The following is a 13,265-nucleotide window of genomic DNA, read 5'->3' on the forward strand; positions in this document are numbered from 1 at the left end:
CCCTGTTTGGTGTCTGCGGGAGCCCCCGGTTGCTCCCTGTGGGAGCCCTCTGGTTGCTGCTGGTGCCGCCCTGCTTGGTGTCCTGTGGGAGGACCTTTTTTTGGCGTGTGTGGGAGCCTCCTGGTTGGCCCTTGTGGGAGCCCTCTGGTTGGTGCTTGTGCTGCTCGGTTGGGCGTCTGTGGCGGTCCCTGCTTGGCGTGTGTGGGAGCCCTCTGGTTGCTGCTGGTGCCGCCCTGCTTGGTGTCCTGTGGGAGGACCCTTTTTTGGCGTGTGAGGGAGCCTCCTGGTTGGCCCTTGTGGGAGCCCTCTGGTTGGTGCTTGTGCTGCTCGGTTGGGCGTCTGTGGCGGTCCCTGCTTGGTGTCTGTGGGACCCTCTGGTTGCTGCTGGTGCCGCTCGGCCAGAGCGCGTCAAGTTGAGCGCACGTAGTGGGACGGTCAATGGCAGTCAACGCGGTCAATTGACTGGTCAACGCTCTGTTTGGTGCGAGCCGTACACGGTGAACCACCTCGCTGACACGTCTAGTGACACGAGAGCATTGAGGGCTGCCGGCGCGGAGGCAGAAAAGCTCGCCAGCAAGCATTAAGAGGCAGCGAGTCACATTCGAAGCCTGCTGGCATTCGACATGAGCAACCTCCTTGTGGCGTTGCTTTCAAGGTGGTCCATGGGGCACTCGCTCGGGTGGTTTGACGCCGAGCTGGGCTCCACGGAGGCCGCCCCGCCGCAATCAACGACACATGATCAAGAAAGCACTGCGGGTCGCTCCCCTGGCCGCTGTCGCGACGGTGACGCTCCTCACCGCCGCCTCCCTGGCCCTGCCCACTGCGGAGGAGGGAGTTGGCACAGACCGGGAGTGGTGGGACCTGTTGGGCCCAACAGGTCCCACCACCGGCTTCGCCCGCTCTCACGGGGACGGCGGGCCGCCGTTGAGATGCGTGCGGGCCGCCGCGACGAACGCCTGCACCGCGGCGGCCACCTCCCCGTGCGCCTACTCCAGGACGCGCCGCGTCTCGCGCCGCTCCCCGTAGGTGCGCGCACCGCTGGTCCAGCGCCGGCGGGCGAGCCGTCGGAAGTGGCCGGCACGCAGCTCGACGGCTTCGGCCAGCGGCACCAGGTGCTCGGGCTCCTCCAACGAGACCACCGTCACCGCATGACGCACCGGTTCCAGCCCCGCCTGGAACAGCAAGCGCACAATCTGCTCCTGCTGCTGGGAGTCGGAAGCTCCCCGGAGGCTGCCTTCCAGCGTGAGCTCCCGCGAGGCCGCCTCCCACCCGGTCCGGCGGACGTACGCGCGCGCCGCAGTGAGCAGGTCGGCATAGGCATCCCGCTGAGCGCCGCGGCGGACGGAATCCACCGGCCCGCGCAGGGCGGCCCGGGCCTGGGCCCGACCGGCGAGATAGGCCGCCACCCCGGTGCCGAGGACGGCAGGAGTGGCCACAAGAGCGGCAATGACTTCGGCTTCCACCTGAGGATCGTGGCAGGCGACCGCGCCGGCCAAGCCGGTACCCCGGACCGATCGCGTCTTACACCAGTCGCAGTACCGGCCGGGTGTCGGGCATGCCCAACAGCTGCCGCACCCGCGCTGGGGACCAGGCCAGCTCCTGGGCCAGCTCCCGGACGCTCAGCCCCGTCTCCTGGTCCGCCAGGTCGAATGCCTGGGACAGCAGGACCGGCTGCTCCCCGGGGTAGCCGCTGACCGGTTCCGCGGCGAAGCCGGGCTTGCCGTCCAGCGCCCGGAGGCGTTGGTAGGTTCTGCTCGCCGTCGCGTCGGAAATCAGGCCCAGTTCGCGGCAGCGGTAGACCAGGGAGTGCACGGACACTCCCCAGGTACGCCGCAGGCCCGCCAGGTACCCCAGGTCCATGCGGCGCGGCAGCAGCGGCAGAATGCTCGCCTGCGGCGTGAGGAACTCCGCAGCGAAGGCATCCGCCTCCCGCTCCTGCCGGCTGTCGCCGGTCGCATCTCCATGCAGCACGAGATGACCGAGCTCGTGTGCCGCCGTGAAGCGATGGCGGTAGACATCGTTGGCCCGGTTGCGGGTGAGGATCACCAACGGCCGGGCCGAACGGGAGGAGAACGCGTCGACCGTCGCGGCGGCGGCGTCCGCCTCGGGGGGCAGGACCACCACGATGCCGTGCGCTTCCATGCGTCGGACGAGATGGGTGACCGGGCCGTCCCCCAGGCCCCACTGGTGGCGCAACTCTCGCGCGGCGGCGGTGGGCTCCGCCGACAGCGCCAGCCCAGGGTGTACCTCGCCGCCGGCGAAGCCGGGCAGGTCCACGTGCGGCAGCTGCACTCGACGCTCCAGCGCGTAGGTCAGCTCCCACACCTGCTCGGCGAAGGCCAGGGCGCGTTCCCGTTGCGCCTTCGGCGTGCTGCGCAGGCTGCGGAAGTGCGCCATCGACGCATCGAGCCGCTGGCCGGGCCTGCCCGCGAGGAAGAACTCCACCGATACCTCGAGGGCCTTCGCCATCCGCGGCAGCAGGTCCGGCCGCGGCCGGGAGACCCCCGTCTCGTACTGGCCCACGGCAGCCGGTGTGACGCCGAGGTGCTCGGCCACGTCCTTCTTGGTCAGGCCGGCGAGGCGGCGCGCCTGGGTGAGCCGGGCGGGGTCGAAGGCTTCGGACACGGCGCGTGGCGTCGTGGCCGTGCGCTCTTCCAGTCCGGGCAGGACCGGGTGGTCAGTTTTCATCGCTCTCGTTCGTCAGGGGTTCGATGGGAGTGGCCTCGCTCACCGGAGCCGGGCCCAGCCCCCGCTCCGCCAGCTTCCGCTCCGTGTCGGGGCGGGGCGCCAGCGCAACGATGGGCTGCTCGCCCTCGTCGAAGCCGGAATGCCCGGCCAACTGGTGCGGGATGGTGAGCTTCGACGTCGGGGCGTCCGGAAGAGGAAGGGGCTCCGGGTCGATGATCCACTCCAGTGTGCCGGTCTCGTCCGCCAGCGCCGCGACGCCCCAGTAGGGCTTGAGCAGCCCGGCCGCGTTGCAGGCGAACGGCACCAGGACCAGCCGTGTGCCCTCCGGCAGGGTGGCCAGTCTCGGCCGCAGCTCCACCGCGCTGGGGTCGAACCGGTACTCCCCGAAGAGGTCCGCCTGCGCCGAGGGGGGCGCGAAGGCGAACAGTTCCCGGATCACCGACCACACGTTCTGGATTCTCGCGGTGTGGGCGCTGGTGTCCCTCTTGGAGAAGCAGAACGGATAGAGCAGTCCGTTGCCGATGCGCACCAGCTCGAACTGGAAGCCGTTGGGCTTCACCAGCTGGGCGCCGGGGAGGTCCGCCAGCTGTTCGCTGACCCGCTCGAAGGCCCCGCGGTAGCGCGCGATCCCGTGCAGCTGCGTGGAGGACACGTTGCCCTCCTGGTGCGAGGCGCGGGCGTTGGCCTGCATGTCGACCAGACCCTGGCCGATCCGGTCGCGCACCGTCTGAGCCATCTGCTCGCCATGGAAAAGCTCACTGGCCCAGGAAGAAACAGGGGCGTTCATGAGACCGACCTCCGTTCGGCGCTTCACATCGAAGCGCGAGAGTAGAGGTATCACTTTAGTTTTACTCAATCAACTTGCGCATGGGCTTTCGTGAGAAAGGTGCGCGAACCGCTCGCGATCGCGATCCGGAGGGCGGCGTCCCGCTGCGGACCTTCTCCGCTTCTGCCGGGCGTGTGGCGCTGTCGAGCTGGCCGCGGCGCATGCGGAGAACCAGCGACGTGCGGCCGAGCGCGCCGCAAGCAACGTACGGCGGAGAGGGGGCACCGAGTGGCCAGAAAACACCCTTGTGGTTGTTGTCGGGTTAACCCTACATTCGCTGCGTCGGGTTAACCCGACAACGGTGGGCGGGCTGACCCGCCCTCAACACTCAAGGAGGAACGGCGGATGACCATCGACGCCACCGCCCCGCAGGACGCCGCTCACGCGGGCCGGATCACCCTGACCCACGCGGACACCGAGCCCGACCACCAGGCCGGCGGCCGGAGGGGCGCCACCGCCTGGTGGGCGGACGGCACCACCTCGTACGTGCTGCACTTCCGCTCCGGTCACGTGCACGGCTGGACCATGGCCGATGAGGCCGACACCGCCATCCGGGCCGTCGACTCCCTGCGCGCAGGGGAGGACATGGACGGAGACCGGCTGTGGGCCGCCCTCCGCGACGTGCGCCGCCTCCGCACCCGGCTGGAGGCCCTGGAGGCAGAACTCATCCTCTATGCCCGCGAAGAGGCTCCCGCAGGTCGCGCCCGGATGAACCTGCGGGAGATCGGCGAGGTCACCGGCACCCACCACAGCACTGTGGCCGAACGGGTTGAGCGCATGACCCGGGGAGCACACGCCAGCTGGCGGCACTGGCTTGTCCAGGGCACCGCGCGGGAGGCACTGCACAAGGGAGTCGACGCCTGATGATCCGGGACGCCGTGACCTGTGACCGCCCCAACTGCCTCGCGATTCTTCTGGAACCCGACTCCCTCCCCGAGGGGGCGGAGTTCGAGACCGCCGTGACGGCCGCCGGATGGCAGCACCTCTCCGACGGACACGCCTGCCCCGCCTGCACGGCGGGGACGGGACCGGTCCTGGAACGGGGCGAGTGCCCGCGCTGCAGCGGCCGGACCGCCGACCGCCCCGACGGCGCCAGGTGCATGTACTGCGGACATACCGTGCCGCACCCCACCGAGGAGTGGTGACCATGGAGGAGGAGCGCATGACCTACGAAACCGACCTCGCCGCGGCCAAGCGCGCCGGCCGCGCCTGGGGCTGTCCGTGCGGTGCGGACAATCCTGCGCACTACGCCGCGTGCCACGACTGCCAGCGCCCGTCCTGGAGCTGCGCCAGCTGCGGCACGGTCAACTCCGAGGTACGCAGCCAGTGCGATGAGTGCGGCAACGACATCCCCCACGAGGCCCTCGGCGACTGCGCGGAGGGATTCGAGATGACCTACGAGGAGTTCATCGCGCTCCAGGTCGGCCCCCGTCGCGTCGGCGGCCGCTACGACCACGGCTATCCCGCCAGCGCCTACGAGGTCCTCGCCGTCGAGCGTGGTCCCCGCGCGCAGTGGCCGACCTGGCAGATCACCGTGCGCGACGACCGCGGACAGGTGCGCGAGCACTGCTCCGGCTGGAATGCCGGCCGGGACCGCGTCATCGCCCAGCCGCTGTCTGATGGGCAGCCCCGCAACGCCGCCGAGGAGGCCGCCCAGTGACGCGCTACGTCGCGCCCGCGCTCAGCGCGGAGACCGTCCTCACCAACGGAAACATCGACGACGCCCGTGCGCAGCGGCTGGCCGAGCTCTGGACAGCGGCGTACCCGGCCATGTGCGCGATCATGGACACCGTGATCACGGCGCAGCGTCGCGCGGACTGCCCGACCGTCGACATCGCCCAGCTGGAGCGCGTACGCGGCGATCTGGATGACGTCGACCGGGGCGCCTACCGCGTGTGCGAGTACAGCCCGCCGGCCTTCTCCCCGACGGCCGCCGGGTGGCTGGTGCGCGACGTCATTGCCATCACGCATGTCGGCCACCCGCAGGCCGGCAGCATCTACCGGCTCGCCGCCGAGCTGGCCGACCTTGCTGTGAGCGCCGGCCCCCACCCGCAGCCGGCGGAGCCGGCGGAGAGCTGACCGCGCCCGGCCGCACGCGAGCCCTCGGAGGCATTGGAGCTGCCTCCGAGGGCTCCGTCGTACCGTATCGCCCCTCTCCGGGCCGGGGCCCCGCCGGGCTGAGTGCCGGCGGGGCCTTCACGTCACTTCCGCTCGATGTTCAGGGCCACGTGGATGCTGCTGCCGCTGACGGCGATGGCGGTGCCCAGTTCCGAGTGCCCCGTGAGCCCGACGACCGTGCCGGTGCCGACGCATACCGCGGCGAGACCCACCTGGGCCCAGTCGAGGGCACGGTCGCCGCGGGATCGGGCGGCGGGCGCCTGCTGCTGTTCCGGCACCTCGGCCGACTGCGCCTCCGCCGGCTGCGGGACGTCCGGGCCGGATTCTGTTGTGGACATGGCAATCCTCTGCTTCTTGGGCGTGCAGGAAGCACGCGGTGAATGGGTGTCACGGACTCTGAAGGAGCGACCGGTTAGGTCCGCAAGTCCGTGTACTGGTGTCCGGTGGCGCCCCCGGACACCGAGGAGACTGCACCGTCACGGCTGCCGATTCGACTTCTCGCGAATTTCGCCGCAGGCCGCTGTGACGCCCCATCAGCTGACCGCGTTCGCCGTCCCCATTCAATGGATGGGGACGGCGACTTTCCCGGCGTGACCTGCGTGACCTGTGATTTTCCCGGTCGCCATCCCTTGAATGGGGTGCGCGGGGCTGCTATCGGCCCCCGTTTTCGCGAACGCTGGAATCCGGCCGGCCGTGCTGCTATCTGCACGGGGGTCCGGTTCTTTCCTCGTGCAGATACAGACGCGCTTCCTGCCGCCGCCTCTTCAGCCACGAGGAGGGGAGATGGGTTCCCGGCCCTTACACCGCCCGACCCCAAGGCGCGCAAGCCGTCGCGAAAACGCGTACGGGCCCCGGAGGAGAGGGATCTCCGGGGCCCGTACGGACGGTGCGGCGGCTACTGCGCCCGGCGGCGGTCTGCGCGCGGGCCGCGCCGGCGGCCGCCGCCGTTCGCGCCCCGTTGTGGCGAAGCACGATGATGTAGAGCACCCCGCCGATCACGAGGAGCGCTGCATGGTGACCAGGCACCGCGTCACGCTGCAGTTCGCCCCGGGCGGCCCGACCGTGGAGGGCGAGTGGACCGCTCCCGCCACCGCCAAGACCCGGTACACCCAGTGGGTCGGGCTCTACGGCACCGACCCGGACGTGGTGATCCAGCTCATCGAGGAGACCGACGGACAACGCCGCGTGCGCAAGACCTGGACGACACGCGGCGAGGCCACCGGCGACGCGGCGCATTGACCGCCACGGCGCCCGGTGCCAGCAAGGCGGGCAGCCGACCCGAGCACGCGAGGGCGGACCGAGCGCGTCTGGCTATGCATCTCAGTACGGGCTCTGGTCCAACTTGTGTGGTGCAGTCACGCCCAGTGACGGCCGATATGGAGTTCCGAGGGCTGGCAAAGGCTTGCTGACGCCACTCCTGGTCCTGGTCCCCCTGGCCCAGGATTCAGTCAAGGAGGCACCTGGTGGCTATCGAACCTGCGGGTTTCCCCATACCAACGTTGTGGTGTAGCACTTTTGGGTATCGATCTGGAGGAGGAGCTGCTTGGCACCGTTCAGTGGGGCGTTGATTGTTGCGGGCTTGTCTGGTTCCACTGTTCGCGAGGCGATGAGCTCTTTCTTGTCGCCCAGCCCATCCGCGTTGCGGTCCGCATAGATGTCGAACTGTGGCTCATCTATGTAGCTGATGTCCTGGAGGGTGTCATCGTCCATGCCGACCGTGGCGGTGAAGCGCTCATAGGTGCCGGGCAGCGGGATCACCACCTTCTCGCGGCTATGGCAAGGGGTTTTCAATCCCAGGCTGTGGGGGTATGTGCTGCCGCCAAGCAACCAGGTCCCGCGAGACCAGGTGTCGCCGGTGAAGTTCATGTCGCCGACGGCGCCCGGCGGTGCAGTGGACGGCTCTGTCGATGTGCCGGCACGGGGAGTTTCACCGGGGGTACCGTCGGACGGCGGGTCGCTGATCGGTGCGGTGGTGGTGGGAAGCGTCGTGGGTCTGGATGCCTGTGCGGTGGGTGCAGCCCCGGGGTTGTCGCCGCTTCCGTTATTGATGATCAGTGGGATGACAACGTTGATAATGCCGAAGATGCCGCCTAAGAGGCTGCCGATGAGGGCGACAACGACGCTGACCTTGCCTGTCTCGCTCAGGGCGGCGAACCAGTTCTTGGCGCGGCGCAGGCGTGAGGGGGGCGGCGGGTGCGGTGTGGGCGGTCCCGAACCAGGAGGCATGGGGGGTAATGCCGATGACAACGAACCTCCCGGGGTCGTTGCTGGTTGGGACGCAAAGCGTAGAGGATCCAAGCAGCCCTGGGCAGTGCGTGATCGGTGAAGACCGGCATATCCACAGTCACGCGTATGCGACCACAGGAAGTGGACCAGAGCCCCCGGAGAGTGACACAACAATGCGTCAGCCCTGCGGACCCGACGTGTGCCGGCGCAGGTAGTCCTGGGCGTACGGGACCTCGTCGGGATGCCGGTACAGCCGGGCGATGAGCCATGCCTGGTCGCTGCTGAGCTGCGGGTAAGAGAGGCGCAGCCGGCGGGCGCGGAAGGTGGTGCGGGGGGCTAAGAGCCACCGGGAGAGACCGAAGCAGGCGGGGGGCATTTACACGACCTCCTGCTGGCCCTGGTGGGGTTGGTCCAGCTGCTGCTCCCGCTTGCGCTGCTCGATCCGCAGGGCCTCGACCCTCTCGGCGAACAGCTCCAGGTTCTCCTTCTCGTCGGAGAGGTTGTACGGGGCGATGGCCAGATCCAGAGCGGTGACCTCCTGCTCGATGGCGTCGGCCGTCTGCTGGAGGTTGAAGCCGCGCTCCTTGAACTTGAAGTAGCCCATCACCGAGGTGATGACGGTCACCGTGCCGCCGAGGCCGATGAGAATGCCCTTGCCCGGCTGGGGCGTGTCATAGAGAGCGGTGACGCCGGTGACGGCGGCCGAGCAGACAATAAGCGTCCATTGGAGCCAGTTGTGCCAGCGGCGGTAGCTCGCGCTCTCCCCCCGCAGGCGGTCGATCTCCCGGGGAATGGCGTCCCGGTAGGAATACTGCCGATCGAAGGCCGCCCGCGCGACCTTGGACGCGGCCAGAACCCGCTCCTCCTCGGCCAGTTCGAGGTTCAGCTTCAGCTCAGCGACCGAGAGATCTTGTTGCCAGCGGCTTCCGTTGTCGTTTCGAAACCAGGGCTGTGCGGTGTCGAAGTTGTTGACGAACACGAGGCACGCCCCGAAGAGGGCCGCGGCAACCACGACGCCGAAGACATTGATCGGCGCCATGTTGAAGCGACGCCAGGTGAGGGCGGTCGCACCGATGAGAGAGAGCAGCAGCAGCGGAGGCCCGATCCACCCGATGAAGGTGGCGATGTTGACCAGGCGGGTGCGTTTGATCTGACGCCTCAGGCCGGCGACCGTCCGCCGATGGTCTATCAGGGCGTTGATGCTGTGGTCTAAGACCGGGCCCTGCTCCGACATACGCGGCTTCCCCCATGGTGATCACCTTTGGCCATCGCTGGATCCCGATGACCTCTCGACCCACTTGTGTACCTCGGACCACTGGTATGGCGGATTCTGTCCGGTGCGATTGACGCAAAGCGCTTCCTAGCTGGCCGAATCGTTCCCGCTGCACTCCCACTCGGCGGAGTGACACGGCGCGGGACCCTGCCGGGCACGGGATTCGCCCCCGGGTCAGCCACCGGCGGCCGGCGGCACGGCGCGAACGCGGTGCACGCTGACGGTGACGTGCCGGGTGGTGCCGGCCTCGACCTCGACCACCAGGCCGGGCGCGATGGCGCGGTACGCCGTCCCGTCCCCGGTCCGCGCCGCCTCGCCGGGTGTGTGCCGCAGGTGTGCGGCGAGTTCGCGGCGAACGGGCAGCGGCAGCTGACGGGAGACCGCCCGGCGCCCGTCGGGCAGCTGCACCACCAGGGTCTGGGGACGGTCGGCCGTGCCGGTGTGGCCGAGCACCACGGCGTCGACCGTCTCGGTGTGGCGAATCTTCTGCCAGATCCGGCCCGGCCGGTAAACGCCGTTCGCCCTCTTGGCGACGACGCCTTCTAGGCCGATCGCGGGCAGCGTCTCGTACCACTGCAGCGCGACGTCGAGGTCGGCCGTGGCCGGCACCGGCTGCAGCGGCGGGCCGAGCGGGTCGAGCAGCTGCAGCAGCAGGGCGCGCCGCTCGCGGTACGGACGGAGCCGTACATCTCCCACGCCCGGGGCGTGGAGGGGGCATGACCCAGATACGGCAGAAACCCGCCACGGGATGATCTTGGTTAGTGGGCGAGGGCGTTGACGCGGTTCGCGTACTCGCGGCGGGCCTTTCGCTGGGCAGGGATCGCCGCGGCGCTGTCGAGTGGCTGACAGCGTTCGAGGAGTTGGCGGTGGATTGCGGGCACGGCGGGGACGCGGAGCGTGTAGTCCTGGCCGCGTCGTACGGCCTGGCCGTGGTCGAGCGCGGCTCGCTCGGCGTCGTCCAGTTCGGTGGCACGCAGGAAGTCGGCAACCTTGCCGGGCATGTCGAGGGTGATGAGCAGTTCCGGGGCTGGGACGGGGGCGTCGGCGGAGACATGCTCAGGCAGGAGATCGGCGACGGCCGTGTGGATGGCGCCGCGGCTGACGCCGTGCTCGCGGGCCAGGGCGGCGATGGACTGGTTCTTCAGGCAGGCCCCGGTGTCCTATCTCTGACCCACGGTAAAAGGTGGAGCCCGGCCTCAGGGATCGATGGAACCGTGTTTGGCGCTGAGATTGATCTTGCTGGCTATCCGTCAACGCGTGGAGTAGTCCGCGGTGCGTGCTGCGGGAAGTCGCCGGAGGCTGGTGGGAGGAGTAGTAAGCCGTCAGCTAGGGGTCATCTAGGGAGCGCGTCATGGCCACGATCCATTCGGTCATCAAGGGATTCAAGCTACGGAAACAGGTGCTGGCGCCAGTGCACTCGCGGATCGCGGAGCTCAACCAGCAATACGCCGACATCGTGCGGCCCGCGCGCACCAACTTCCTCGGCCCCTCGCCGGCGTTCAGCCCCTCGGCCGTCTCAGAGCTCATCTCCCGTCTCACGGCGGCCCACGCGCCCACCTTCCAGCTGGCGCAGACCTGGGCGACCCGTCAAAGCCAGCTACTGCAGGTGACCTCTCTTCTCGATCAGATGAAGTCGCCGCTCAACATCACGTCACAGATGCTTCAGCGGACCAACGAGATCATTCGCTCCATCGACCAGTCGATGTTCGACCTTCTGGCCGTGCAGCAGCAGCCGCTGACGGAGGAGGACCAGGAACGGGTACGGGATCTGGTTGACCAGCTGGCCGAGGTTGCCGCAGCCATGCCGGATGACGAAGCCCGCGCATGGATCCGTGATACGGCGGCCATCGTCTTCTTTGCGCCCGCCACCGAGGGCATTGATTCGGTCGGGGATGAGCCTGCCACGGAGATGGTCATGAGCGTGCTCGAGGCGGCCTTTAATGCTGCCGAGCTTGCTGGGGAGCTGTGGGACCAGCGGTGAACCGGTGCCTGGACGTCGAGAGCAGCGAACACCCCCCCAGACCCTTCAGCACCCAGAGGCGAGTAGCCGGCAAGATCAATCTCAACGCCAACCGCGGTTCCATTGATCCCCGAGGCCGGAGCCACGTCCGGTGCTAGGGGTGTTGGCTGTGTCAGACGTTGTGCTCCAGGACCGGACGGGGGTGTCGGCCCGGTGGCGGCGGCCGGTATCCGGTTGGTGAGGCAAGGTGTTCGCACACCCCGCCGTACTCGGGAAACGCGACGCCCGTCTCCTTCTCCAGGGCCGGGAAGAAGCGCTTGGCCTGTGGAGACTGGTTGGTGGTCTGCCAGGTGTAGCCGGGGCCGTCGGCCAGGGCCCGGCGGATGAGGCGCCGTCCGAGGCCCTTGCGGTGGTCGTCGGGGTCGATGGAAATCTTGTTGATGCTGCCGACGCGGCAGGCGTCGCACACCACCCACACCAGCCTGCCGATGTCGTACCCCTCCCGGTCGAACATCCGGAGGTTGCGGTGTCCGGTCGGGTGTCGGGGCGGCCAGTACAGGAACCGCACTTCCCGGTGCCTGGTGGTCAGCAGGATCCAGCGCCATCGGAGCGGCGAGAGGTAATCGGGGACGGGCGGTGTCACCGGCTTCTCCTTCGGGTCCGAGTGTCACGCCCGGCGGCGTGCGGCGGAGTCGCGCTCGGCGACGTGCCGGGCGACCGCGTCAGCGCCGGGGCGGGCGGACCGCTCCAGGGACCGTACGAGGGGTGGAGTTGCCGCCCTAGCCGCGAACCTGAACCATAACCGCGTTCAGCAGTTTGGCGCCGGGACCGGGGACTCCCAGGCCGGCGGACTGCAGAGCCTTTCTCTCGGCACGTGGTCGGTGGGACGCACCAGAGGCAAGGCTCGCAAGGAAGTGCAGCTCGTCTCGCTCACGGAGACTGCGGACCAGCCGGACAAGCTGCTCCAGCGGGGTATGGAGCCCGACCCTCCACAGCAGGACGTCGGCGAAAGAAACCTCTACCTCGGTGACCGGCTCGGAGCCCTCCGAAGCGGCAGCAGGAGGCAGGCCCGGCACCGCGGGGGACGGGATCGGCACCGCAGGAAGCACCATCACCCTCGTGATCACAGACAGCTGCCGTAGCCGTCGCGCTTCACAGCGCCGCGCGACGATCTCCAGCAGACGCTGGGCGTCCATTCGGCGGCCGTGATCCTGGAGGGCGTCGTACAAGGCAACGACGGTGGGAGGAGCCGCGTCCTGGGCCGCTTTCAGAAGGATGCTGTCGGCTTCGTCGTCCTGGTCGACGTCGCGGAGCTCGGCGAGCGTCTCGACGGCTTCCGCAACGGTCATCCCCCAGTCTTTCCCGGGCTCCTGAAGCTCCTCTGTCTCCGGTGCTGCGGGTGCGGCGGTGGCACCGTCCTCCCAACGCTGCAGCTCCCCCGCGGTTGCCCGTGCCATCTCCTGCGTATGCCGGGCGTCGCCTTGCTGGAGCCGCAAGAGGGCACCGGTCTGAGCCACCAGGTCTTCGAGCTCGGAGACTCGACGCAGCGCGGCGTTCCGCTCCGCCTCCAGCTGCCGCACCTGTGCCTCCTGGTCCTCCACGCCGCCCTGTCGCAGTCTGCCGAGCTCCTGCTCGGCCCGGTGCCGGTGCTCACGTTCGTACTGCAGGTCCTCCTGCAGCGCGGCCAGAGAACGGGCGGTGTCGATCTGCTGCTGGTGCAACTTCTCTTGGAGCTCGGCGAGCTCGTAGGCCCGAGCGGACAGCGGTCCCTTCGCCCGGGCCGCGGCGTACAGCAGGGCGCGGCTCTCCCGAGCCTCCTTGCCGCCGTCAGGCCCGGCGTCCTGGCCGGCCACCAGCCGGTGAAGGCGGGTGAGCAGCTGGGGGGCGGGCAGGCTCTGCCCGGACAGATAGCGCGACAGCCGGGTGGGGTCCGCGGCGAGCGCCGCGGCCAGGTCTGCGGAGGTCATCCCGGTGCGTGCGCGCAGCTCCCGAAGGTGCTCGGCGAAGACCCTCTCGTCTTCCCCCAGCTCGTCGCTGAGGGGCGCCAGCGGACGCGGCCGTGGCACGACGGCTCGCTCCCGGTGCTGCTCGGTCACCGAACCTCCTTGTATTGCGTGCCCGCAAGATGCCCACAGACCCGCAAGACGGTCTTGCTCTCTGCCGCAACAGAGGTG

17 protein-coding genes are annotated in these 13,265 nt (G+C 69.1%); 6 read left to right on the forward strand and 11 right to left on the reverse strand.

Annotation, left to right across the window (positions count from 1 at the left end):
- Positions 1–986: 986 nt before the first annotated feature.
- The 3 genes from ACIGQF_RS37510 to ACIGQF_RS37520 are packed head-to-tail and all read right to left on the reverse strand — an operon-like array spanning position 987 to position 3,424.
- Complete coding sequence (locus ACIGQF_RS37510; RefSeq protein WP_399720257.1) at positions 987–1,463, reverse strand: hypothetical protein; 477 nt, start codon at positions 1,461–1,463, stop codon at positions 987–989.
- 58 nt (positions 1,464–1,521) lie between these two features.
- Positions 1,522–2,688, reverse strand: coding sequence for an ImmA/IrrE family metallo-endopeptidase (locus ACIGQF_RS37515; protein ID WP_399720261.1), 1,167 nt, complete (start codon positions 2,686–2,688; stop codon positions 1,522–1,524).
- The gene (locus ACIGQF_RS37520; protein WP_399720265.1) at positions 2,678–3,424 is read right to left on the reverse strand and encodes a hypothetical protein; all 747 of its coding nucleotides are present in this window, start codon (positions 3,422–3,424) and stop codon (positions 2,678–2,680) included. The genes ACIGQF_RS37515 and ACIGQF_RS37520 overlap by 11 nt, the downstream gene beginning before the upstream one ends.
- Positions 3,425–3,859: 435 nt before the next feature.
- On the opposite strand from ACIGQF_RS37520, the gene ACIGQF_RS37525 reads away from it, so the two are divergent.
- Genes ACIGQF_RS37525 through ACIGQF_RS37540 form a run of 4 tightly spaced genes read left to right on the forward strand, consistent with a single transcriptional unit; the run spans position 3,860 to position 5,593 of the window.
- Positions 3,860–4,378 (forward strand): hypothetical protein, encoded by a 519-nt coding sequence (locus tag ACIGQF_RS37525; RefSeq protein WP_399720266.1) that lies wholly within the window; start codon positions 3,860–3,862, stop codon positions 4,376–4,378.
- Positions 4,378–4,659, forward strand: coding sequence for a hypothetical protein (locus ACIGQF_RS37530; RefSeq protein WP_399720269.1), 282 nt, complete (start codon positions 4,378–4,380; stop codon positions 4,657–4,659). Before ACIGQF_RS37525 ends, ACIGQF_RS37530 begins: the two co-directional genes overlap by 1 nt.
- A 17-nt stretch (positions 4,660–4,676) precedes the next feature.
- Positions 4,677–5,174 carry a hypothetical protein gene (locus ACIGQF_RS37535; RefSeq protein WP_399720272.1) on the forward strand — a complete coding sequence of 166 codons (498 nt, stop codon included), beginning with the start codon at positions 4,677–4,679 and terminating at the stop codon, positions 5,172–5,174.
- A complete protein-coding gene (locus ACIGQF_RS37540) occupies positions 5,171–5,593 on the forward strand; it encodes a hypothetical protein (protein WP_399720275.1) in 423 nt (140 codons plus the stop codon). Before ACIGQF_RS37535 ends, ACIGQF_RS37540 begins: the two co-directional genes overlap by 4 nt.
- A 122-nt stretch (positions 5,594–5,715) precedes the next feature.
- On the opposite strand, the gene ACIGQF_RS37545 is transcribed toward ACIGQF_RS37540, so the two are convergent.
- Positions 5,716–5,970: a hypothetical protein gene (locus tag ACIGQF_RS37545; protein ID WP_399720278.1), complete on the reverse strand. Its 255-nt coding sequence runs from the start codon at positions 5,968–5,970 to the stop codon at positions 5,716–5,718.
- 673 nt (positions 5,971–6,643) lie between these two features.
- Here ACIGQF_RS37545 and ACIGQF_RS37550 point away from each other — a divergent pair.
- Entirely contained in the window at positions 6,644–6,871 is a 228-nt protein-coding gene (locus tag ACIGQF_RS37550) for a hypothetical protein (protein ID WP_399720280.1), read from the forward strand.
- 228 nt (positions 6,872–7,099) lie between these two features.
- Here the strand turns inward: ACIGQF_RS37550 and ACIGQF_RS37555 are convergent, their stop codons facing one another.
- The 5 genes from ACIGQF_RS37555 to ACIGQF_RS37575 all read right to left on the reverse strand — a co-directional run bounded on the left by ACIGQF_RS37555 (position 7,100) and on the right by ACIGQF_RS37575 (position 10,132).
- A complete protein-coding gene (locus ACIGQF_RS37555; RefSeq protein ID WP_399720283.1) occupies positions 7,100–7,858 on the reverse strand; it encodes an NPCBM/NEW2 domain-containing protein in 759 nt (252 codons plus the stop codon).
- A 178-nt stretch (positions 7,859–8,036) separates the two neighbouring features.
- Entirely contained in the window at positions 8,037–8,234 is a 198-nt protein-coding gene (locus ACIGQF_RS37560) for a hypothetical protein (protein WP_399720285.1), read from the reverse strand.
- The gene (locus ACIGQF_RS37565; RefSeq protein WP_399720287.1) at positions 8,235–9,092 is read right to left on the reverse strand and encodes a DUF4231 domain-containing protein; all 858 of its coding nucleotides are present in this window, start codon (positions 9,090–9,092) and stop codon (positions 8,235–8,237) included.
- Positions 9,093–9,305: 213 nt separating this feature from the next.
- The gene (locus tag ACIGQF_RS37570) at positions 9,306–9,827 is read right to left on the reverse strand and encodes an ATP-dependent DNA ligase (protein ID WP_399720289.1); all 522 of its coding nucleotides are present in this window, start codon (positions 9,825–9,827) and stop codon (positions 9,306–9,308) included.
- Between the two features lie 62 nt (positions 9,828–9,889).
- On the reverse strand, positions 9,890–10,132 hold the full coding sequence (locus ACIGQF_RS37575; RefSeq protein WP_399720291.1) for a hypothetical protein: 243 nt from the start codon (positions 10,130–10,132) through the stop codon (positions 9,890–9,892).
- 350 nt (positions 10,133–10,482) lie between these two features.
- Between ACIGQF_RS37575 and ACIGQF_RS37580 the strand changes: the two genes are divergently transcribed.
- Entirely contained in the window at positions 10,483–11,112 is a 630-nt protein-coding gene (locus ACIGQF_RS37580; RefSeq protein ID WP_399720293.1) for a hypothetical protein, read from the forward strand.
- 151 nt (positions 11,113–11,263) lie between these two features.
- Here ACIGQF_RS37580 and ACIGQF_RS37585 read toward each other — a convergent pair whose 3' ends face one another.
- Both ACIGQF_RS37585 and ACIGQF_RS37590 read right to left on the reverse strand, forming a co-directional pair.
- A complete protein-coding gene (locus tag ACIGQF_RS37585) occupies positions 11,264–11,734 on the reverse strand; it encodes a hypothetical protein (protein WP_399720296.1) in 471 nt (156 codons plus the stop codon).
- 136 nt (positions 11,735–11,870) lie between these two features.
- Positions 11,871–13,187: a helix-turn-helix domain-containing protein gene (locus ACIGQF_RS37590; RefSeq protein WP_399720299.1), complete on the reverse strand. Its 1,317-nt coding sequence runs from the start codon at positions 13,185–13,187 to the stop codon at positions 11,871–11,873.
- Positions 13,188–13,265 lie beyond the last annotated feature (78 nt).

Source organism: Streptomyces sp. NPDC053560, assembly GCF_044544605.1.
GTDB lineage: Bacteria > Actinomycetota > Actinomycetes > Streptomycetales > Streptomycetaceae > Streptomyces.

Bases quoted from the DNA above. Each gene is read 5' to 3' on its own strand.
- ACIGQF_RS37515 (WP_399720261.1), bottom strand. From the start codon at position 2,688: ATGAAAACTGACCACCCGGTCCTGCCCGGACTGGAAGAGCGCACGGCC.
- ACIGQF_RS37520 (WP_399720265.1), bottom strand. From the start codon at position 3,424: ATGGCTCAGACGGTGCGCGACCGGATCGGCCAGGGTCTGGTCGACATG.
- ACIGQF_RS37525 (WP_399720266.1), top strand. From the start codon at position 3,860: ATGACCATCGACGCCACCGCCCCGCAGGACGCCGCTCACGCGGGCCGG.
- ACIGQF_RS37530 (WP_399720269.1), top strand. From the start codon at position 4,378: ATGATCCGGGACGCCGTGACCTGTGACCGCCCCAACTGCCTCGCGATT.
- ACIGQF_RS37535 (WP_399720272.1), top strand. From the start codon at position 4,677: ATGACCTACGAAACCGACCTCGCCGCGGCCAAGCGCGCCGGCCGCGCC.
- ACIGQF_RS37545 (WP_399720278.1), bottom strand. From the start codon at position 5,970: ATGTCCACAACAGAATCCGGCCCGGACGTCCCGCAGCCGGCGGAGGCG.
- ACIGQF_RS37550 (WP_399720280.1), top strand. From the start codon at position 6,644: ATGGTGACCAGGCACCGCGTCACGCTGCAGTTCGCCCCGGGCGGCCCG.
- ACIGQF_RS37555 (WP_399720283.1), bottom strand. From the start codon at position 7,858: ATGCCTCCTGGTTCGGGACCGCCCACACCGCACCCGCCGCCCCCCTCA.
- ACIGQF_RS37560 (WP_399720285.1), bottom strand. From the start codon at position 8,234: ATGCCCCCCGCCTGCTTCGGTCTCTCCCGGTGGCTCTTAGCCCCCCGC.
- ACIGQF_RS37565 (WP_399720287.1), bottom strand. From the start codon at position 9,092: ATGTCGGAGCAGGGCCCGGTCTTAGACCACAGCATCAACGCCCTGATA.
- ACIGQF_RS37575 (WP_399720291.1), bottom strand. From the start codon at position 10,132: ATGCCCGGCAAGGTTGCCGACTTCCTGCGTGCCACCGAACTGGACGAC.
- ACIGQF_RS37580 (WP_399720293.1), top strand. From the start codon at position 10,483: ATGGCCACGATCCATTCGGTCATCAAGGGATTCAAGCTACGGAAACAG.